The 19,633-nt window shown below is 71.4% G+C and carries 14 protein-coding genes; 9 read left to right on the plus strand and 5 right to left on the minus strand.

From position 1 onward, the window contains the following. Window positions 1-2: 2 nt before the first annotated feature. The gene (locus ACWEQO_RS13765; protein WP_452982428.1) at window positions 3-269 is read right to left on the minus strand and encodes a GlsB/YeaQ/YmgE family stress response membrane protein; all 267 of its coding nucleotides are present in this window, start codon (window positions 267-269) and stop codon (window positions 3-5) included. Between the two features lie 93 nt (window positions 270-362). Then, entirely contained in the window at window positions 363-1,346 is a 984-nt protein-coding gene (locus ACWEQO_RS13770; RefSeq protein ID WP_452982431.1) for a sporulation protein, read from the minus strand. Window positions 1,347-1,705: 359 nt separating this feature from the next. On the opposite strand from ACWEQO_RS13770, the gene ACWEQO_RS13775 reads away from it, so the two are divergent. Continuing rightward, window positions 1,706-2,857: an acyltransferase family protein gene (locus ACWEQO_RS13775; protein WP_452982434.1), complete on the plus strand. Its 1,152-nt coding sequence runs from the start codon at window positions 1,706-1,708 to the stop codon at window positions 2,855-2,857. A gap of 105 nt (window positions 2,858-2,962) precedes the next feature. Here the strand turns inward: ACWEQO_RS13775 and ACWEQO_RS13780 are convergent, their stop codons facing one another. Both ACWEQO_RS13780 and ACWEQO_RS13785 read right to left on the minus strand, forming a co-directional pair. Then, a complete protein-coding gene (locus ACWEQO_RS13780) occupies window positions 2,963-5,683 on the minus strand; it encodes a cation-translocating P-type ATPase (protein WP_452982437.1) in 2,721 nt (906 codons plus the stop codon). Between the two features lie 181 nt (window positions 5,684-5,864). Then, window positions 5,865-8,882 carry a family 16 glycoside hydrolase gene (locus ACWEQO_RS13785; protein WP_452982440.1) on the minus strand — a complete coding sequence of 1,006 codons (3,018 nt, stop codon included), beginning with the start codon at window positions 8,880-8,882 and terminating at the stop codon, window positions 5,865-5,867. A gap of 406 nt (window positions 8,883-9,288) precedes the next feature. Between ACWEQO_RS13785 and ACWEQO_RS13790 the strand changes: the two genes are divergently transcribed. The 4 genes from ACWEQO_RS13790 (at window position 9,289) to ACWEQO_RS13805 (ending at window position 13,401) form a co-directional block, all read left to right on the plus strand. Continuing rightward, window positions 9,289-10,203: an ABC transporter ATP-binding protein gene (locus tag ACWEQO_RS13790; RefSeq protein WP_452982443.1), complete on the plus strand. Its 915-nt coding sequence runs from the start codon at window positions 9,289-9,291 to the stop codon at window positions 10,201-10,203. After that, complete coding sequence (locus tag ACWEQO_RS13795) at window positions 10,203-11,135, plus strand: ABC transporter permease (protein WP_452982446.1); 933 nt, start codon at window positions 10,203-10,205, stop codon at window positions 11,133-11,135. The genes ACWEQO_RS13790 and ACWEQO_RS13795 overlap by 1 nt, the downstream gene beginning before the upstream one ends. Window positions 11,136-11,215: 80 nt before the next feature. Further along, complete coding sequence (locus tag ACWEQO_RS13800; RefSeq protein WP_361458359.1) at window positions 11,216-11,914, plus strand: response regulator transcription factor; 699 nt, start codon at window positions 11,216-11,218, stop codon at window positions 11,912-11,914. 8 nt (window positions 11,915-11,922) lie between these two features. Continuing rightward, a complete protein-coding gene (locus ACWEQO_RS13805; protein ID WP_452982449.1) occupies window positions 11,923-13,401 on the plus strand; it encodes a sensor histidine kinase in 1,479 nt (492 codons plus the stop codon). Window positions 13,402-13,440: 39 nt separating this feature from the next. Here the strand turns inward: ACWEQO_RS13805 and ACWEQO_RS13810 are convergent, their stop codons facing one another. Next, window positions 13,441-14,454 (minus strand): LacI family DNA-binding transcriptional regulator, encoded by a 1,014-nt coding sequence (locus ACWEQO_RS13810; protein ID WP_452982452.1) that lies wholly within the window; start codon window positions 14,452-14,454, stop codon window positions 13,441-13,443. Between the two features lie 301 nt (window positions 14,455-14,755). On the opposite strand from ACWEQO_RS13810, the gene ACWEQO_RS13815 reads away from it, so the two are divergent. The 4 genes from ACWEQO_RS13815 to ACWEQO_RS13830 all read left to right on the plus strand — a co-directional run bounded on the left by ACWEQO_RS13815 (window position 14,756) and on the right by ACWEQO_RS13830 (window position 19,626). Next, a complete protein-coding gene (locus ACWEQO_RS13815) occupies window positions 14,756-16,063 on the plus strand; it encodes an ABC transporter substrate-binding protein (RefSeq protein WP_452982455.1) in 1,308 nt (435 codons plus the stop codon). A gap of 90 nt (window positions 16,064-16,153) precedes the next feature. Continuing rightward, on the plus strand, window positions 16,154-17,149 hold the full coding sequence (locus ACWEQO_RS13820; RefSeq protein WP_452982458.1) for a carbohydrate ABC transporter permease: 996 nt from the start codon (window positions 16,154-16,156) through the stop codon (window positions 17,147-17,149). 12 nt (window positions 17,150-17,161) lie between these two features. Beyond that, window positions 17,162-18,085, plus strand: coding sequence for a carbohydrate ABC transporter permease (locus tag ACWEQO_RS13825; protein WP_361458371.1), 924 nt, complete (start codon window positions 17,162-17,164; stop codon window positions 18,083-18,085). Between the two features lie 101 nt (window positions 18,086-18,186). Beyond that, window positions 18,187-19,626 carry a GH1 family beta-glucosidase gene (locus ACWEQO_RS13830; protein ID WP_452982461.1) on the plus strand — a complete coding sequence of 480 codons (1,440 nt, stop codon included), beginning with the start codon at window positions 18,187-18,189 and terminating at the stop codon, window positions 19,624-19,626. Window positions 19,627-19,633 lie beyond the last annotated feature (7 nt).

Below are 19,633 nucleotides of genomic sequence, written 5' to 3' on the forward strand. Positions count from 1 at the left end.
ATTCAGTCGCGCGAGTTGCCGAAGAGGAGGCGGTAGCCGATGAGGAGGACGAGGGCGCCGACGACGGCCGAGCCCCAGGTGGCGGCGTCGAAGAACTCCCGCTGGACCGGGCGGCCCAGGAACTGCGCCGACAGCCAGCCGCCGAGGAAGGCCCCGGCGATGCCGATGAGCGTCGTACCGATGAGCCCGCCCGGATCGCGTCCGGGCAGGACGGCCTTGGCCGCCGCTCCTGCGAGCAGCCCCAGTATCAGCCAAGCGATGACGCCCATGTCCACCCACTCCTCGTCTCTTCGCGTCCGTGCGTCGGCAGCCTATCTTCTACAATTCTGTAGAAGACGAGGGGTGGGGGCGTCGCGCGCTGATCAGTCCTCTCCTTCGTCCCCCTCGTCCTCGTCGCCCTCGAAGAAGTCCCCGACCTCGTCGATCACCTCGGCCGCGACCATGCCGCCGACCACACCGACGGCGAGCCCGGCCGCGCCCGCCGCGACGACGGTCCCCATGCCGGGGCCGGAGCGGTGCCCGTCGTGGACGTGGTGGCCGCCGTGCCCGTGGTCCGCGTACGCGCCGTACGCGGACCGGTGCTCCACGAGCCGGCGCATCCAGCCGTCGACGACGGCGTTCCAGTCCTGGTGCTCGACACCGTCGTGGGAGACGGTGAACCGGTTGAGCGCGTCGTGGCCGGAGGAGAAGAGCCCGCCGCGCCTGTCCGCCTCCAGGACGACCTCCATGCCGCCGGGGCCGGCGAGGAACGTCACCTCGATCTCGTTGACCTGGTGGGCGTACTGCGGCGCCGGGGTCAGCTCGATCTCCTGGTAGAAGGGCAGCTGCTGGCCGGTGCCGCCGATGCGGCCGTACTCGAGGTCGGCGGACCTGAAGCCGAAGCCCAGCCCGCCGAACGCCTCGAGGATCGCCTCCTGTACGGGCAGGGGGCCGACGTTCAGCTGGTCCAGGTCGCCCTTGTCCCTGGCGCCCGCCACGGCGAGCTCGGTGCGCACGCCCAGGACGATGCCGAGGCCCTGGCCGTGCAGCTCGGTGACGGGCGTCTCCCAGGGCAGCGTCACGGAGAACGGCACGCCGTGCACCGAGCCCGCGGCGAGCCGGAAGCCGCCGCCCACGGTGAACCGCTCGAAGGGGACGACGCCTTGGCTCTCGCCCTCCTCGTGCTCGGCCTCGACCCGGGCCACCAGCTCCAGCGTGATGTGCTCGATGTCGAAGTCGGCGTCCCCGCCCTTGAGATGGACCTGCCCGGTCAGCGCGGCTCCGGGCCGGGGCGTACCGGGGTCGAGGACCGTGTCGACCGTGGGGCCACCCACTCCGAGTGAACCGAGCAGTCGTTTGAACACCATCGCGGCGTTCACTCCTTCACGTGCGATCGTTCCGTAGGCGCGACGCCGCACGCCCCCGCGGGCATCCGGCAAGGGCCTTCTACAAGCACGTAGAAGCATAGAGGCGGTGGCGAACGAGGAAGGGTTCGCTGCGTGCCCGCACGGCGTGAATGGCCGAAAGTGGGCGCCCGCGCCCTGGGCGGACTCCACGGGTCCGGGAGCCGCCGGGCGTACGCGCTCGCAACGGCGACACGACCACGAGCCCGGGTTCACCCCGGCGTCCGCCCCGGTTACGGTTTCCCGAGTCGCTCCTCTCGTGTCGCATACGCAACTTCCGTAAGAGGTGTTCTGCCCTGTCCGGGTTCCCGAAGGAAGGAATCGTGAGAGAAACGCTGCCCGCGCGCAGCCCCGGGGAGACGGACGGGCCACCGGCCAGACCCGGCGGGACGGCACCGGTCGCGGTGAGGACCCGTGCCGCCGACGCGCCGGCCGACGCCCGCACCCGGTCGGCGAAACCGCGGGACGCGCTCTTCGACAACGCCAAGTACCTGGCCATCGTGCTGGTGGCGGTCGGCCACGCATGGGAACCGCTGCGCAGCGAGAGCCGCACCGTCACCGCCCTCTACACGCTTGTCTACGCCTTCCACATGCCGGCGTTCATCGTCGTCTCCGGCTACTTCTCGCGCGGCTTCGACTGGAGCGCGGGACGGATCAGGCGTCTGGTCACCGGGGTCGCCGTGCCCTACGCCGTCTTCGAGGTGGCGTACACCTTCTTCACCCGGTGGAGTGACAACGAACCGGACCGCCCGATCAGCCTGCTGGATCCCCTGTACCTGACCTGGTTCCTGGCCGCGCTGTTCATCTGGCGGCTGACCACACCGATCTGGCGGTCCGTGCGGTGGCCGCTGCCCCTCGCCCTCACCATCGCGGCACTGGCCACCCTCGCCCCGTCCATCGGCAAGGACCTCGACCTCCAGCGCACCCTGCAGTTCCTGCCCTACTTCGTACTCGGCCTGTCCCTCGGGCCGGAGCACTTCGAAAGGGTGCGGCGCCGTCGGGTGCGCCTCCTGGCCGTACCGGTCTTCCTCGGCGCCCTGGCCGTGGCGTACTGGGCCGTGACACGGATGAAGTACGCCTGGTTCTTCCACAACTCCAGCGCCGAGGAACTCGGGGCGCCCGCCTGGTACGGGCCCGTCATGACGCCGGCGCTCTTCGGCTGTTCGACGGTCCTGGTCGCCTGCTTCCTCGCCCTCGTGCCGCGCCGCCGGACCTGGTACACCGCGCTCGGCGCCGGCACGTTGTACGGCTACCTGCTGCACGGCTTCGTCATCCAGGCCGCCAACCACTGGCACTGGTCCCGCAACGACTGGTTCCACCAACCGCTTGGAAAAATCACCGTCACCCTCGTCGCCGCCGTGGCCGTGACCGCCCTGTGCACGGCACCGGTACGGCGAATCTTCCGGGCCGTGGTCGAGCCGGGAATGGACTGGGCCTTCCGGCAGCGGGAACCGGCACCACCGACATCCGGATGAAGCCCGAGGGGCGCACGGGCTCGACAACCCGTGCGCCCCTCGCGTTCGTGCCCCCCTCGTGCCGGTGCGTCCCCGCACCCCGCGGTCGTACCGCTCGCCGTCCCGTCAGGCCGCCTGACGGGAGGCCGACCGCGTGGCGGCGCGAGCGCGGCGGGCTCGGGCGCGCAGTACGGTCTTGAGCGCTTCACCGGTCCAGAGGATGGAGGAGCCGACGGCCGCGCAGGCCAGCCACTGGCCGGGAGTGAGGTCGGTCGTGGTGAAGAAGCCGTGCAGGGCGTCCGTCTCGACGATGAGCACGAGCAGGACGATCACGGCGAGGGTGGCGACGAACGCGGAGGTGTTCTGCAGCGTTTCACGGCTGAACACGCTGCGGGTGTCGTGCCGGACGTTGAGCAGGTTGAAGACCTGGAAGAAGACGAAGGTGGCGAAGGCCATCGTGCCGGCCACGGTCGCCTTCCCCAGCTCCGCCTCGGGTCCGGGTGCCCAGATCAGCATCGCGAGGGTGCCGACCGCCATCACCGCGCTCGCCAGGAGGATCCGGGCGAAGCGCGGCCGGCTGAGGATGCGTTCCCCGGCGCGCCGGGGCGGCCGGCTCATCGCGTCCGGGTCGACCGGGTCGACGCCCAGGGACATGGCCGGCGGACCGTCCATGACCAGGTTCACGAACAGGATCTGCAGGGCGGTGAACGGCGCCCCGCCGGCCAGACCGGTCAGCGAGGCGATCAGGAACGTGGCGACGAAGCCCAGGGCGGTGGAGACCTGGAACCGGGTGAACTTCACGATGTTGCCGTAGATGCCGCGGCCCTCACGGACGGCGGACACGATGGTGGCGAAGTTGTCGTCGGTCAGCACCATCGTGCCGGCCTCCTTGGTGACCTCCGTCCCGGTGATGCCCATCGCCACCCCGATGTCGGCCTTGCGCAGCGCGGGCGCGTCGTTGACACCGTCCCCGGTCATGGCGACCACGTCACCGCGGTCCTGCAGCGCCCGGACGATACGGATCTTGTGCTCGGGGGACACCCGGGCGACGACGCCCACCTCGTCCAGCCGCTCGGCCAGCACGGCGTCGTCGGCGACGCGGTCCAGCTCGGCGCCCGTCACCGCTTCGCCGGGGATGCCGAGCTCGCGGGCGATGGCGCCGGCGGTCACCGCGTGGTCACCGGTGATCATCCGGACCCGGATCCCGGCCTCCCTGCACTCGGCGATGGCCGCGCGCACCTCGGGGCGCGGCGGGTCGACGATGCCCACCAGCGCCGTCAGCACGATCCGGTCGAGGAGCTCCTTGAGGTCCTCGGGGGCCTGGAACCCCTCGGCAGGAAAGTCCCCCATCCCCAGCGCCATCACCCGCATGCCCTGCTCGGCCAGGAAGGCGTTGCCCTCGTCGAACCGCCGCCGTGCCGCCTCGTCGAACGGCAGGAACCCCTCGTCGCCGAGGTAGCGGTCCGCGCGGTCCGCGAGGACGTCGGGGGCGCCCTTGACGCAGCACCGGATCACCGCACGCCCGGAGTCGTCCGTCCAGTCGTGGAAGGTCGCCATGAACTTGTAGTCGGAGTCGAAGGGGATCTCCAGCCGCCGCGGCCGCTCCTGGCGCAGGCCGAGCACGTCGATGCCGCCCTTCTCGGCCAGGACGACCAGGGCGCCCTCGGTCGGGTCGCCCACGACCCGGCCGTCGCGGATCACGGCGTCGGTGCACAGGGCCATCGCGGTCAGCGCGTGGTCCAGGGTCGACGGCAGGCGCTGCCCGTCGGTGGTGCGGATCCGTCCCTCGGTGGAGTACCCCTCACCCGATACGGTGAGCCGACGGCCGGCCGACAGCACTTCCCGCGCCGTCATCTGGTTCAGCGTCAGCGTGCCGGTCTTGTCCGTGCAGATCTGGGTGGTGCTGCCGAGGGTCTCCACCGATGCCAGCTTCTTGACGATCGCCCCCTTCTTGGCCATCCGGCCGGTGCCCATCGCGAGGGTGAACGCGACCACCGCGGGCAGCCCTTCGGGGATGGCGGCGACCGCGAGCGACACGGCGCTGATGAACAGGTCGCCGAAGTCCTGCCCGCGCACCAGGCCGAGGACGAAGACGATGACGATGACCAGCCCGGCGACCAGGGCGAGGGTGCGGCTGAGCGCGTCGATCTGGCGCTGCAGCGGAGTCGGCCCGGGCTGGGCCTGGTGCAGCATGTCGGCGATGCGGCCGGTCTCGGTGCTCATCCCGGTGGCGGTGACCGTGACCTCGCCGCGGCCGCGGGTGACGGCGGTGTTCATGAAGACCGCCGTCACCCGGTCGGCCAGCGGGGCGTCCAGCGCGACCTCGGCGTCCGCGTCCTTCGCCACGGCCAGGGCCTCACCGGTCAGGACGGACTCCTGCACCTCCAGGGACGCCGACGACAGCAGCCTGCCGTCCGCCGGCACCCGGTCGCCCGGCGCCAGGGTGATCACGTCCCCGGGAACCAGTTCATCGGCGGCCAGTTGCACCAGCCGTCCGTCACGGCGGACGGTGGCATGCGTCACCGTCATCTCCCGCAGGGCGTCCAGGGCCGCCTCGGCCCGGGACTCCTGGACGAACCCGATCGTCGCGTTGAGCAGGACCACCACCGCGATCGCGACGGGCGTCTCCCACTCCCGGGTCACCACCAGGCTGACCACGGCGGCCACCAGCAGAATGATGATCAGCAGGTCCTGGAACTGGCGCAGGAAGGCCCGCCAACGGGGTTCCCGGGGAGCCTCGTCCAACTGGTTCGGCCCGTGCTCCGCGAGCCGCCGCGCCGCCTCCTCGGACGACAGCCCCGCCCCCGGCTCCACATCGAGCCGGTCGGTGACCTCGGAGGGAGGCAAGGCATGCCAGGAGGGCGGTGTGACGGAAGTGCGGGAAGGCGACATCGCTCCATTCTGCACGCGGCCGCACCGCCGGGCATGACCGGGATTCAGTTCTCCGAGGGGGCGAGGACCGCGAAGTCCGCGTTCCCGGGGGCGAGCCGGCCGACGCCGGGGGCGTCGGCCGGCTCCGGTCCGGGCGTCAGCCCAGCGGTGTGATCCGGATGTCGCGGAACCGGACTCTGTCCCCGGGGTTTCCGTGGTCCTGGAGCCGCACGGCTCCCGCGGCGGGCGTCTCGGCCCTGCCCGAGGCCGTGGGCCCGTCCAGGGTGACGTCGTCGTGGACCTTCTTCCCGTTCCACACCACCGTGACCCGGGCGTCGGCGGTCTTGCGGCCGTTGTCGTCGAAGCGGGCCGCGCGGAAGACGATGTCGTAGGTCTGCCACGTCTCCGGCGCCGTGGCCGCGTTCGTGTCGGGCGCCCGTTTCAGATAGAACGCCCCGGCCTCATCGGTGTCGAGTGTGGTGTCGCCGTAGGAGTCCAGGATCTGGAGCTCGTAGCGGTCCTGGAGGAAGATGCCGCTGTTGCCGCGGTCCTGCCCGGTGACCTCGGGCGGAAGCAGCGGGACGCGGAACTCCACGTGCAGCGCGAAGTCCCGGTAGGCGTCCTTGGTGCGGAGGTCACCGCAGCACACCTCCATCGACTTCTCCTCGGCGAGCGGCCAGCGGGAGGTCCTTCCGTCGGTGTGCTGCCACTGGGCCTGCGAGCCGGCCGTGCCGTCGAAGAGGGTGACCGGGGCCCCGTGCGGCTGGACGCTGATCATGTCGAGGTTGACATGGCCGGTGTCGCCCGCGTCGTACCGGTAGGAGACCGTGTTGGCTCCGGCGCGCAGGACCAGCTTCTCGGTCTGTGTCGACCACGAGTCCCAGTCACCGGTGGAGGCGAGCTTGGTCTGCCGCACCTTCTTCCCGTTGACGTACACGGAGAGGGACTTGGTGCCCTCGAACGGGTTGGGCCCGTTGGAGTAGCGCAGCCCCACGTCGTAGGCGCCCGCCTTCGGGACCGTCACGTCGAAGGCGGTGCCGGCCCTGCCCTCCGTGGCGTAACGGTCGACGAAGCCGCTGCCGGAGTAGCCGACGTGGTCGGTGTCGACGCCGGCCGTGCCCGTCAGGCGCGCCTCCTCGGCCTCGTACCGGGTGGCGGGCGGCGGCTGCTTGCCCGGCATCCGGTTGAGGGTGTACCAGGCCTCGGTGTTCCACAACTGCTCACCGGAGGCGGAGGAGAAGGGGCGCGGGGAGCGGACGTGCACCACGCGGCCCGGCTTCAGACCGTCCAGCCGGAGCTCGACGGTGCGGCCGTCCTTCGAGAGCTTCGCCGAGCGCACCGCGAGCCGCTCCTCGGCGATCTTCGGCCCGCCGTAGTCCGCGGTCGGCGTGTAACGCCACTGCTCGGCACGGTAGTGCGCGGCGAGTTCCTCGGCGGTGGCGGCGGACACCGGCTGGGTGTACGTCAGGTCGAAGCCGCCGGGCACGGCCCGCATGGTGCGGATGTCGAAGGTGCTCCTGCCGTTCGGGGTCAGCTTCTGCAGGCCGAACTTGAGCTTGCCCTCCTGGCCCCAGTTGCCGCCGGCGCCCAGACCGCCGGCGTAGATCGCGCCGTCGGGGCCCAGGGTGATGCGGTTGACGCCCGCTTCGAGTCCCTGGGTGTGGCGGAAGACGGCACCCTGGTACTGGCCCTTCACCTTCTCCAGGAAAGCGCGCTGCAGACCGCCGTAGGTGACGTCGCCCAGCAGCATCTGCCCGGCGAACACGCCCTTCTTCAGGAGCAGTGGAGTGGAGGGCGAGTTGGCGATCTCGTTCTGCGGCAGCCACAGGACCGGCTCGGTGACGGGGGAGTCGTCGAAGGGGCCAAAGGGCTCGGTGTAGTGGTTGAAGAAGCGGTCCTTCTTGATCTGGACGAGCTTCGACGAGGGAAGCCACCCGCCCTGGTTGTCGGTGGCGAAGATGCTGCCGTCAGGCCCCCAGCCGATGCCGTTGGGCGTCCGCAGCCCTCCCGCGACCGGACTGATCTTCCCCGTCCTCTTGCTGATCTTGTAAGTGGCCCCCCGGCCCGGCGCCGGCTGTGGCACGGTGGTCGCGCCGCCGAGGTCGATGGCGACGGAGAGGTTCACGTAGAAGTAGCCGTCGCGGTAGAGCAGGCCGAAGGCGAACTCGTGGAAGTTGCCCCCGTACGGCCAGGTGGCGACCGTGCGGTACTCGTCGGTGACCTCGTCGCCGTCCCGGTCGACGAGCCGCGTCAACTCGTGCTTCTGCGAGACGTACAGCGCTCCGTCGACGTACTTGATCCCCATGGGCTCGCGCAGCCCGCTCGCCACTTTGGTGACGGTGACCTTGTCGCGGCTGGTGGCGCCGGTGACGTTGTCGAGCAGGTAGACCTCTCCGGCAACGTTGTCGGTGCCGCCCCAGGTGCTGATCGCCAGCCGTCCGTCGGGCAGCCAGTCCATGCCGCTGACCTGCGGTTCGAAGCCGTCCGGGCGCAGGTCGGTGAGGGTCAGGTCGGGTCGTACGCCGGTGAGCGGCAGACCGTCGCCGGGGGAGTCGCCGCTCGCCTCGCACTCCTTGCGGCCCGGCGCGGTGACCCGGACGACGTCGGCGTCGGTGCTCAGCGCCTCGCGGGGCACCACCGTGAAGTCGCTTGCGCCCGGAGGTCTCCAGGCCAGCTGGAGGCGCTGCCCGCCGTCGCGCTCGAAGTGTTCGATGCGCAACGGGTGCGCACCGGCGGTGAGATGGACCGTGCCGTCCTTCGGCTCGGCGCCGTGGAGCCCGTCGTGGTCGATGACGAGGTCGCCGTCGATGGTCAGCCGTGAGCCGTCGTCACTGGTCAGGCGGAACACGTACGAGCCGTCACGAGGAACGTTCAGGTAGCCCGAGGCCTCCGCGACGAAATGGTCGGACAGACCGCCGAAGTCGGCCTCCGTGGACCAGTCGACCGTCGACATCAGCTTGTCGTGGTTGGGGGTCTGCCCCGGCTTCAGCGTGCACAGCTTGCTCAGCGGCGTCTGCACGTCGAACACGCGCAGAGTGACCCCGGGTTCCTGGGGCGGGATGTCCGCGGGAGCGGCGGCGGCCGGCGGGGCGGAACACAGACCGGCGGCCAGGGTTCCCGCGAACAGCCAGGGGACGAAGTGTTTTCGAGCGCGTGGGAACAGCCGTGGGGGCATTGGTCCTCCGGAAGGTGGGGACCGGACCGTGCCGGATCTCGCTCCGGTCTGCTGCGGTGGCGCTGCACTTGCGCCGCCAAGCTAGAGGACTTCTGCTTGACATGTCCATACTTTGTCATCGGAGAGTTCAAAGTCCGGGACCGAGGGCCGGGAGAGGGCCGGGAGAGGGCCGGGAGAGGGCCGGGGAGCGGCACCCCCGTTCCTGCGAGTTCTCCGGGAATCCCCGTACCGGGCGCCGGGCCCACGGGGGATCACCCCCGCCGATCAGGGCATTTCCGGCCGGGTGGCGGGCCGCGCTCCCATACGGCTCCCAGAGACTTCCACATCGCTCCCAGACACCCCGGCCAGTCTTGGCCCGACGCACCGGGACGGTGCGCGTGTCGCAACGATCGATTCTGGAGAGCTGATGATCGAGGTTCGCGGGCTCACCAAGCGTTACGGCGAGGTCCTGGCCGTCGACGGCCTGAGCTTCACCGTGCGGCCGGGGGAGGTGACGGGATTCCTCGGGCCGAACGGGGCCGGGAAGTCCACGACCATGCGGATGATCCTGGGGCTGGACGCACCCACGTCCGGCACCGCCACCGTCGGCGGCCGGCCGCTCGCCGCGCAGCCCGTACCGATGCGGGCCGTGGGCGCGCTGCTGGACGCCGGGGCGGTACTGCCCGGCCGCAGCGCACGCCACCATCTGCTGGCCCTCGCGGCGAGCAACGGGTTCGCGCGCGGGCGCGTGGACGCCGTGCTCGAGGAAGTGGGTCTGTCGGACGTGGCGCGGCGTCCGGCCGGAACGTACTCGCTCGGGATGAAGCAACGGCTCGGCATCGCGGGCGCCCTGCTGGGGGACCCGCCGACGCTGGTCCTCGACGAGCCGCTCAACGGACTCGACCCCGAAGGGATCGTCTGGATCCGCCGCCTGATGCGGCGCATGGCCGCCGAAGGGCGGGCCGTGATGATGTCCAGCCATCTGATGAGCGAGGTCGAACTCACCGTCGACCACCTCGTCGTCGTCGGACGCGGCCGGCTGATCGCCGACACCGGCATGGCGGAGTTCATCGCCTCGTGCTCCGAACGGGAGGTCATCGTGCGCACTCCGCGGACGGTCGCCTTCGGCGGGCGGCTCGCGGCGGCGGGCGGCGTCGTACGGCCGGAGGGCGAGGACGGCCTGGTCGTGACCGGGCTCGGCGCGGCGGAGATCGGCGCGCTCGCCGCGGCCGACGGCATCGAGTTGCACGAACTGGCCCCCCGGGCGACCTCCTTGGAGGACGCCTTCATGGAAATGACCCGGGACAGCGTCGAGTACTCCTCCGAGAGGGAAGCGGCCTGATGAGCCAGAGCACCGTCGAGACACCAACCGCCCGAGACGGACGGACCGTACGTACCGCACGTTCGACCCGGATCGCACGAGCGGCACGCGCCAGGTGGCCGCTGGGCAAGGCGCGGCGCAACCGGCGCGAGGACCCGGCGGGGACGGCGGAACGGGCGGTGTTCCGCCAGGCCCTGCACGCCGAGTGGATCAAGCTGCGCACGATGCGCTCCACCCTGTACGTCGTCCTGGGCACGCTCGTCGCGGGGGCGGGTCTCGCCTCGCTGAACGGCTCCGCGTCCGGGGGCGAGTACGCCACCATGACGGCCGCGGACCGGATCGCCTTCGACCCCCTGGCCATCAGCACGAAGGGCTACATACTGGCGCAGCTCTCCCTGGCGCTGCTGGGCGGCCTGGTCGTCACCGCCGAGTACGGCAGCCGCACCATCGTCGGCACGCTGACCGCCGTCCCCCGCCGGGGCAGGGTGCTCGCGGCCAAGGCCGCGGTGCTCACGGCGATCGCACTGCCGACCGGAGTGCTGACGACCCTCGGCGGCTTCCTCGTGGGCCAGGCGGCGCTGGAGGGCGCGGGCGCCCCGCACGTCGCGCTCGGGGACGCGGGATCGTGGCGGGTCGTCCTCGGCGGCGGGCTGTATCTGGCGCTCGCCGGGCTCCTCGGTCTCGCCGCGGGCACGCTGATCCGCAGCACCACGGCCACCGTGACGACCCTGTTCACGGTCATGCTGATCGTCCCGGCCCTCGCACCGGCGCTGCCCGGACCGGTGGCGGACCGGGCGGTGAAGTACTGGCCGCCCTCCGCGGGCGGGCAGATCCTGACCGGCTACCGTGACCCCGCGCTGCTGGCCCCGTGGCCGGGGCTCGCCGTGATGGCGGGGTGCGTCATGATCCTGCTGACGGCCGCGTTCGTCACCTTCCGCAGGCGGGACGCGTAGCGGGACCGGGCCGAGCGGAATCGGGCCGAGCGGGACCGGGCCGAGAAGAGCAGGGTGGGGGACGACCGGAGGGGACGGCTGTGACGGAACGACTCCTGGTGGTGGAGGACGACACCACGCTGCGCGAACTCCTCTCCGCGAGCCTGCGGTTGGTCGGCTTCGAGGTGAGGGCGGTCATGACCGGCGCCGAGGCGATGGCCGCGGTGCGGCGGGACCGCCCCGACCTGGTCGTCCTCGACGTGATGCTGCCGGACTTCGACGGATTCGAGGTCGTGCGCCGCCTGCGCGAGGAGGGGCCGCGGGTGCCCGAGGGCCCTCCGCCGGTCCTGTTCCTCACCGCCCGGGACGCGGCCGAGGACCGGATCAGCGGGCTGACGGCCGGCGGCGACGACTACGTCACCAAGCCGTTCCACCTGGAGGAGCTGATCCTGCGCATCCGGGCCATCCTGCGCCGCACCGCCGGCCGGCAGCCGGACGGCCGACTCGTCGTCGGCGACCTCACCCTGGACCCCGAAGGCCGTCATGTGACGCGTGCCGGGCGGACGGTCCCGCTCTCCCCGACCGAGTTCAGCCTGCTGCGGGTGCTGATGGAACACGCGGGCCAGGTCCTGTCCAAGGAGCAACTGCTCGAACTCGTGTGGCGCTACGACTTCGGAGGCGACGACAGCATCGTCGCTTCCTACGTGAGCTATCTGCGGCGCAAGGTGGACGCGGGTGAGCCCAAACTGATCCACACGGTGCGCGGAACCGGCTACGTGCTGCGCCGGCCGCCGCGGTGAACCGCGCCGTGGCACGCCGGCTTCGGGGCCTCTCGCTGCGCGAGCGGCTGCTGATGATCACGCTGCTGCTGCTGGTGGCCGCGCTGGTCGGCAGCACCGGTCTGCTCCTCGACCAGTTCCGGCGCGGTCTCGTGGGACAACTGGACGAGCGGGTCCGCGGCATGGTCACCGTGGCGGCCCGCCTCCCCGCCCTGCCCGAATCGGTCGGCGCCGAGGTCCCGCAGGCGCGTGAAGCGGTGGAGCTGCGGTGGGTCCGGGACGTCCACCTCGTCCACCTGACCCCCGGTGGCCGCGTCGAGCAGGTCGTCCGGCCCGCCACGGGAGCGCCGCCCGACCTCCCCCGCCTCGACGCCGCGGCGGTCGCCGGCCGGAGGGGCGAGCCCTTCACCGTCCGCAGCGCCGGCGGTGGAGCGGACTGGCGGGTGATCGCCGTGCCGCGCGCGACCGGGGGAGCGGACGACCGGGGCGGCAGCGTGGTGGCGGCCGGCTCCCTCAGCGAGGTCGACGACGCGATGGGGCGCCTCACCGGCCGGGTCCTGCTGATCGACGCGGCGGTCCTGGTCCTCCTCGGCCTGGCCGGCCGGTTCGCCGTACGGGCCGGACTGCGGCCGCTGCGCCGGATCGAGAGCACCGCGGCCGCCATCGCGGGCGGGGACCTCTCCAGCCGGGTCCCGGAGCTGGCGGCCGCGCACACCGAACTCGGCCGGCTGTCCGCCGCGCTCAACGGCATGCTCGACCGGATCGAGGCGGGCGACAGGGCCCGCGCCGACTCCGAGCAGCGCATGCGCCGTTTCATCGCAGACGCCAGCCACGAACTGCGGACACCGCTGTCCGGCATCAAGGGCTTCACCGAGCTGTACCGGATGGGCGGCATGCCCGAACGGGCCGACGTCGACGCCTCGATGGGCCGGATCGAGCGCGAGGCCTCCCGGCTGGTCGACCTGGTGGAGGAGCTCCTGCTCCTCGCCCGGCTCGACGAGCACGGCACCGCCGCGTCCCTTCCGCTCCAGCTGACCCCGATGGACCTGCGCACCCTGGCCGCCGACGCGCTGCACGACCTGCGCGCGCTCGACCCGCGGCGCCCCGTCACCCTCACCGGCCCCGGCGGCGGGCCGCCCGGTCCGGCCCCCGTCCTCGGCGACGAGGCCAGGCTCCGCCAGGTCACCTCGAACCTCGTCGGCAACGCCGTCGCCCACACCCCCTCCGGCACCCCGGTCCGTATCGGCGTCGGGACCCAGGACGGCCACGCGGTCCTCGAGTTCGAGGACGAGGGCCCCGGGATGACCCGGGACCAGGCCGAGCGGGCGTTCCACCGCTTCTACCGCGCCGACGAGGCGCGGGCCCGCGCCGGAGCCGGCGGTGCGGGCCTCGGTCTGGCCATCGCCGACTCGCTGGTACGGGCGCACGGCGGCCGCACCGAGGTCCGCACGGCCCCGGGCGAGGGCGCGGCGTTCCACGTCCTGCTGCCCCTGGATCCCGGCGCCTGAGGTCCCGCGCCACCGCGCCACGGTCGCCACCGGACGCGCCTACGACGACTGGCGCACCACCAGTTCCGTCGGCAGCGTCAGCTGCTGCCGGGGTGCGCCGTGCCGGGTGATGTCGGTGAGGATCCGGGCCATGGTGCGGCCCAGTTCCTCCACCGGCTGACGCACCGTCGTCAGGGGCGGATCGGTGTGGCGGGCGAGGACGGAGTCCTCGAACCCGACGACGGCGACATCACCGGGCACCTGCCGCTTCTGCCGGCGCAGCTCCGCCAGGGCGCCGACCGCCATGAGATCGGAGGCGGCGAAGACGGCGTCCAGGTCCGGGACGCGTTCAAGAAGCGAACACATGGCGCGGCTGCCGCTCTCCTCGGTGAAGTCGCCCGCTTCGACCAGGAGTCCGTCCACCGGCGCGCCCGCCTCCTGGTGGGCGGTGCGCCAGCCGGCGAGCCGGCTGCGGCCGACGTCCATGTCCTGGGGGCCGGTGATCGTGGCGATCCTCCTCCGGCCGCTGCGCAGCAGGTGCCGGACGGCCTCGGCGGCTCCCCCGGCGTTGTCGGAGTCGACGTAGCTCAACTGCTCGCCGGCGTCGCGACGGCCGGCCAGCACGGTGGGCAGGCCCATCTCCTCCAGCATGCCGGGCAGCCGGTCCTCGGAGTGGACGGAGACCAGGAGCACGCCGTCCACACGGCGCGTCGCCAGCGACTCGGTCAGCTGGTCCCGCTCGGCCTCGTCGCGCACGAGCATGAGCTGCAACTGGATCCGGCTCTCGGCGAGGGCGCCGCTGACCCCCCGGATCAGCGCGGCGAAGAACGGCTCGGAGCCGAGCCGGCTCTCCGACTCCGGGATCACCAGGGCCACGGCGTCGGTGCGGTTGGTCACCAGGCCGCGGGCGACCGAGTTGGGGACGTAGTTGAGCTCCTTGATCGCGGCCAGGACCCTGGAGCGGGCATCGGCGCTGACCAGATCCGAGCCGTTGACGACACGGGACACCGTGGTGCGGCCCACCCCGGCACGGGCGGCGACCGTTTTGATCGTGGGCCGGCGATTCCCAGTCATGCACTCCCCTCCCTCGGCAGCCGCGGCGGCGCCGGCCGCGGGATGACCAGCGGCAATTGTTGCAGATGCCACCGCGACCGGAGCACCCCCGAGGCTTCGGGAACGAGCACCGGACAGCGGCGCCGGACGAGACATCGGTTCAAGTCATTGACATATCCGCCCCGGGACAGGAGCCTTCGATGCGTCGATGGGAACGTGCCCACCCTGAAGTGGGCACGTTCCCACCTGATTTCCGGAGCCGCTGCGGTCATCGCGGAACTCGTCACTCCGGTGTGTCAGCGCTGTCGCTAGGAGGAGATCCATGGGCACTCTCGGTTCGTTGCGCACGAGGGCGGTGGCGACAGCCGCGGTCGTCGGCGCGCTGGTACTTGTCGCCGGTTGCAGCAGCGGCGGTGACTCGGTCACCGGCGGCGGCAAGAAGGACGGCAAGGTCACCATCACGATGGGCCTGTTCGGGGTGATGGGTCTCAAGGAGACGGGGCTCCTCGAGCAGTACGAGAAGGAGAACCCCGATGTCGAGATCAAGGCCGAGATCGCCGGGGACGAGCAGACGTACTACACCGCGCTGCAGACCAGGCTCGCCGCCGGCGACGGTCTGAAGGACATCCAGGGCATCGAGATCGGACGGGCCAAGGAGATCACCGAGACCCAGTCGGACAAGTTCGCGGACTTCGCCGGCACGGCGGGCGCCGACCACTTCCTGCCCTGGAAGCAGTCCCAGATCAGCACCGAGGACGGCAAGGTGCTGGGCCTGGGCACCGACATCGGCCCGATGGCCGTCTGCTACCGCAAGGACTACTTCGAGAAGGCCGGCCTGCCCACCGACCGGGAAGAGGTCGGCAAGCTGTGGGAGGGCGACTGGAACAAGTACGTCGAGGTCGGCCGCACCTTCAAGAAGGGCTTCAAGGGCGGTGAGGTGGCGTACATGGACTCGGCCAGCGGTCTGTTCAACGCCATGGTCTACGGCCACTCCGAGCAGTACTACGACGAGAAGGGCGACCTGATCCACGACAAGAACCCGGTCGTCAAGGACGCCTGGGAGCTGTCCGCGGACGCGGCCGACGAGGACCTGACGGCCAAGCTGCGCCAGTTCCAGCCGGGTTGGGACCCCGGTCTGGCCAACGGCACGTTCGCGACCGCCGTGTGTCCGGCCTGGATGCTCAGCCACATCAGCGAGAAGGCCGGTGACGCCAACAAGGGCAAGTGGGACGTCGCCCGGGCGCCCAAGGGGGCCAACTGGGGCGGGGCCTTCCTCGGTGTGGTCGAGAAGAGCCCGGTGAAGGAGGAGGCCCAGAAGCTCGTCGCCTGGCTGACCGCACCGGAGCAGCAGGCCCACATCTTCAAGGAGATCGGCAACATCCCGTCCTCCCAGGAGGCGCTGCAGAGCGACGACGTGAAGAACGCCGAGTCGGAGTACTTCAGCGGTGCGCCGATCGGCCAGATCTTCGGTGCGGCCGCGCAGGAGATCCCCGACAAGCAGGTCCTCGGCCGCAAGGACGGAACGATCAAGGACACCTTCTCGCAGGGCCTGGCCCTGGTCGAGCAGGGCACCGCACGTGACAAGGCGTGGAACACCACCATGGAGCGCATCGAGAAGGCGGTCGGCTGACCGGTCGCCCCGCGATCGCCCTGGGCCCGCCGCCTTCCGCCGGCGGGCCCGGGCCCCGGCTCACACATCCGCTCTCAGGAAGGAAGTCCGGTGGCCACCTCCACCACCAAGGCCCTGGCCGGCGAGGAACCGCCAGGCGCGCCGCGCACGTCCGGAGGCGAGAGGACCGTCCGGCGGCGCAGCGCGCTGCTGCACCGACTGGACGTCAAGGGCGCGCCGTTCGCCTTCGTCGCACCGTTCTTCGTCGTCTTCGCCGCGTTCAGTTTCTACCCGCTCGTCTACACGTCGTGGATCTCCCTGCACGACGTGGAACTGGCCACCCTGGACGTGATGGAGTGGGTGGCGTTCGACAACTACGTCGAGCTCTGGGGCGACTCACGGTTCTGGAACGCGCTGCAGAACACCGTCACCATCGGCGTCATCTCCACGGTGCCGCAGCTGCTGATGGCCCTCGGCCTGGCGCACCTGCTCAACTACCGCATGCGCGCCTCGCTGTTCTTCCGCGTGGCCTCGCTGGTCCCGTACGCCACCTCGGTCGCCGCCGCCGCCCTCGTGTTCACCATGATCTTCGAACGTGACTTCGGCATGATCAACTGGGCGCTCGGCGCGGTCGGCGTCGACCCGGTGAACTGGGAGGCCGACAAGTGGCCCGCCCAGGTGGCGATCTCCACCATCGTCATCTGGCGCTGGACCGGCTACAACGCGCTGCTCTACCTGGCCGCCATGCAGGCCATCCCCGCCGACCGCTACGAGGCGGCCTCCCTCGACGGCGCCTCCCGGTGGAAGCAGTTCACCCATGTCACCGTCCCGGGCATCCGCTCCACCATCGTCTTCACCATCGTGCTCTCCACGATCGGCGCCACCCAGCTGTTCGGCGAACCGCTGATCTTCGGCCAGGGACCCAACGGCATCACCGGCGGCGCGGACAACCAGTACCAGACCCTGGGCCTGCTGCTGTACGAGGAGGGCTGGAAGAACTACCAGATGGGCCGCTCGGCGACGGTCGCCTGGGCGATGTTCATGCTGCTCGTCCTCGCCTTCGTGACGCAGCGCCTGATCAAGCGCCTGCGCTCCCGTACGTCCTGACCTGGAGTCGTCATGACCATCCACAGCCTCCCGGCCCGGACGAAGACCCCGGACCGGACTCCCGCCGAGAAGCCGGTCCGCCGCGGCGGCCGCCGGCTGCTGCGCGAGCGCGCCGGGCGCCAGCACCACGCGGGCCCCCTCGCCTACCTCCTGCTCGCCGTCATGGCGGTGCTGTCCATCTTCCCGCTGTACTGGACGATGGTGGCGGCCTCCACCGACAACACCCGGGTCAGCCAGACGCCGCCGCCCTTCCTGCCGGGCCCGAACCTGTTCAGCAACCTCGCCCGGGCCTGGGACGAGGCGGCCATGGGCAAGGCCATGATCAACAGTCTGATCGTGGCCGGGGTGATCGCCCTGTCCACGGTGATGTTCGCGACCCTGGCGGGCTTCGCCTTCGCCAAGCTGAAGTTCAAGGGGCGCAACGTCCTGCTGATGCTGGTGATCGGCACCATGCTGGTGCCGCCGCAGCTCGGCGTCGTACCGCTGTTCATGATGATGTCCGAACTCGGCTGGTCGCAGCAGCTGCCCGCGGTCATCTTCCCCACGCTGGTGAGCGCGGTCGGCGTCTTCTTCATGCGGCAGTACCTCTCGGAGGCGCTGCCCGACGAACTCGTCGAGGCCGGACGCGTGGACGGGGCGCACTCGCTGCGGATCTTCTGGAGCATCGTGCTGCCCGTCGCCCGGCCCGCGATGGCCGTCCTGTTCATGATCACCTTCGTGCACGCGTGGAACGACTTCTTCTGGCCGTTCGTGGTGCTCGACATGACCAACCCGACGGTCCCCGTCGCCCTCACCCAGCTCAGCGCGGGCTACGTCCGCGACCAGTCGCTGATCATGGCGGGCGCGCTGCTCGGCACGCTGCCGCTGCTGGCGATGTTCATCGTCTTCGGCCGCCAGATCGTCAGCGGCATCATGGCGGGCGCCGTCAAGGGCTGACCGCCGCGCCCGGTCCGGCGGCCCCGGGCCGCCGGACCCGCGCACCACCCCCACCGGGCGTTCACGCCCGCGCACCACCCCCATCACCCGAAAGGACTCACGTGGTCACCGCAGCACGGCAGAGCGCGTCCGCTCCGGACGCCGCCCGCACCTTCCCTCCGGGATTCCTCTGGGGCTCCGCGACCGCCTCCTACCAGATCGAGGGCGCCGCCGCCGAGGACGGCCGCACCCCGTCCATCTGGGACACCTACGCCCGCACCCCCGGCCGGGTCCGCAACGGCGACACCGGCGACACCGCCACCGACCACTACCACCGCTGGCGCGAGGACGTCGCCCTCATGGCCGAACTCGGCCTGGGCGCCTACCGCTTCTCCCTGGCCTGGCCCCGGATCCAGCCCACCGGACGCGGCCCCGCCGTACAGAAGGGCCTGGACTTCTACCGGCGCCTCGTCGACGAACTGCTGGAGAAGGGCATCCAGCCCGTCGCCACCCTCTACCACTGGGACCTGCCCCAGGAGCTGGAGGACGCCGGAGGCTGGCCCGAGCGCGCCACGGCCGAGCGGTTCGCCGAGTACGCGGCCATCGCCGCGGACGCCCTCGGCGACCGGGTGAGGACCTGGACCACCCTGAACGAGCCCTGGTGCAGCGCCTTCCTCGGCTACGGCTCCGGAGTGCACGCCCCCGGCCGCACCGACCCGGTCGCCGCCCTGCGCGCCGCCCACCACCTCAACCTCGCCCACGGCCTGGCCGTCCAGGCGCTGCGCGACCGCGTCCGCGCCGACGCCCGGTGCTCGGTCACGCTCAACATCCACCACGTCCGCCCGCTCACCGACAGCGAGGCCGACACCGACGCGGTCCGCCGGATCGACGCGCTCGCCAACCGGGTCTTCACCGGCCCGATGCTGCGGGGCGCCTACCCGGAGGACCTGCTCAAGGACACCGCGGCACTGACCGACTGGTCCTTCGTCCGTAGCGGCGACCTCGAGCGGATCCACCAGCCGCTGGACTTCCTCGGCGTCAACTACTACACGCCCACCTTGGTCTCCGAGGCCGACGGCAGCGGCACCCACGCCTCCGACGGACACGGCAACAGCGCCCACAGCCCCTGGCCGGGCGCCGACCGGGTCGCCTTCCACCAGCCGCCCGGCGACACCACCGCCATGGGCTGGGCCGTCGACCCCACCGGCCTGTACGACCTGCTGCGCCGGCTGGCGTCCGACTTCCCGAAGCTGCCGCTGGTCATCACCGAGAACGGCGCGGCGTTCGACGACTACGCCGACCCGGAGGGACAGGTCAACGACCCCGACCGGATCGCCTACCTGCGCGGCCACCTGGCCGCCGTCCACCGGGCCGTCGCCGACGGCGCGGACGTGCGCGGCTACTTCCTGTGGTCGCTGCTGGACAACTTCGAGTGGGCCCACGGCTACGGCAAGCGCTTCGGCGCGGTCTACGTGGACTATCCGACCGGCGCCCGCATCCCCAAGGCCAGCGCCCGCTGGTACTCCGAAGTGGCCCGCAGCGGGGTCCTGCCCGGCGCCTGACCGGACC

It is taken from the genome of Streptomyces sp. NPDC004051 (assembly GCF_053604275.1).

What these genes read in the sequence shown, in the direction of transcription:
- ACWEQO_RS13810 (WP_452982452.1), bottom strand. Translation starts at nt 14,454, where the DNA reads ATGACTGGGAATCGCCGGCCCACGATCAAAACGGTCGCCGCCCGTGCC.
- ACWEQO_RS13765 (WP_452982428.1), bottom strand. Translation starts at nt 269, where the DNA reads ATGGGCGTCATCGCTTGGCTGATACTGGGGCTGCTCGCAGGAGCGGCG.
- ACWEQO_RS13790 (WP_452982443.1), top strand. Translation starts at nt 9,289, where the DNA reads ATGATCGAGGTTCGCGGGCTCACCAAGCGTTACGGCGAGGTCCTGGCC.
- ACWEQO_RS13795 (WP_452982446.1), top strand. Translation starts at nt 10,203, where the DNA reads ATGAGCCAGAGCACCGTCGAGACACCAACCGCCCGAGACGGACGGACC.
- ACWEQO_RS13825 (WP_361458371.1), top strand. Translation starts at nt 17,162, where the DNA reads ATGACCATCCACAGCCTCCCGGCCCGGACGAAGACCCCGGACCGGACT.
- ACWEQO_RS13785 (WP_452982440.1), bottom strand. Translation starts at nt 8,882, where the DNA reads ATGCCCCCACGGCTGTTCCCACGCGCTCGAAAACACTTCGTCCCCTGG.
- ACWEQO_RS13770 (WP_452982431.1), bottom strand. Translation starts at nt 1,346, where the DNA reads ATGGTGTTCAAACGACTGCTCGGTTCACTCGGAGTGGGTGGCCCCACG.
- ACWEQO_RS13815 (WP_452982455.1), top strand. Translation starts at nt 14,756, where the DNA reads ATGGGCACTCTCGGTTCGTTGCGCACGAGGGCGGTGGCGACAGCCGCG.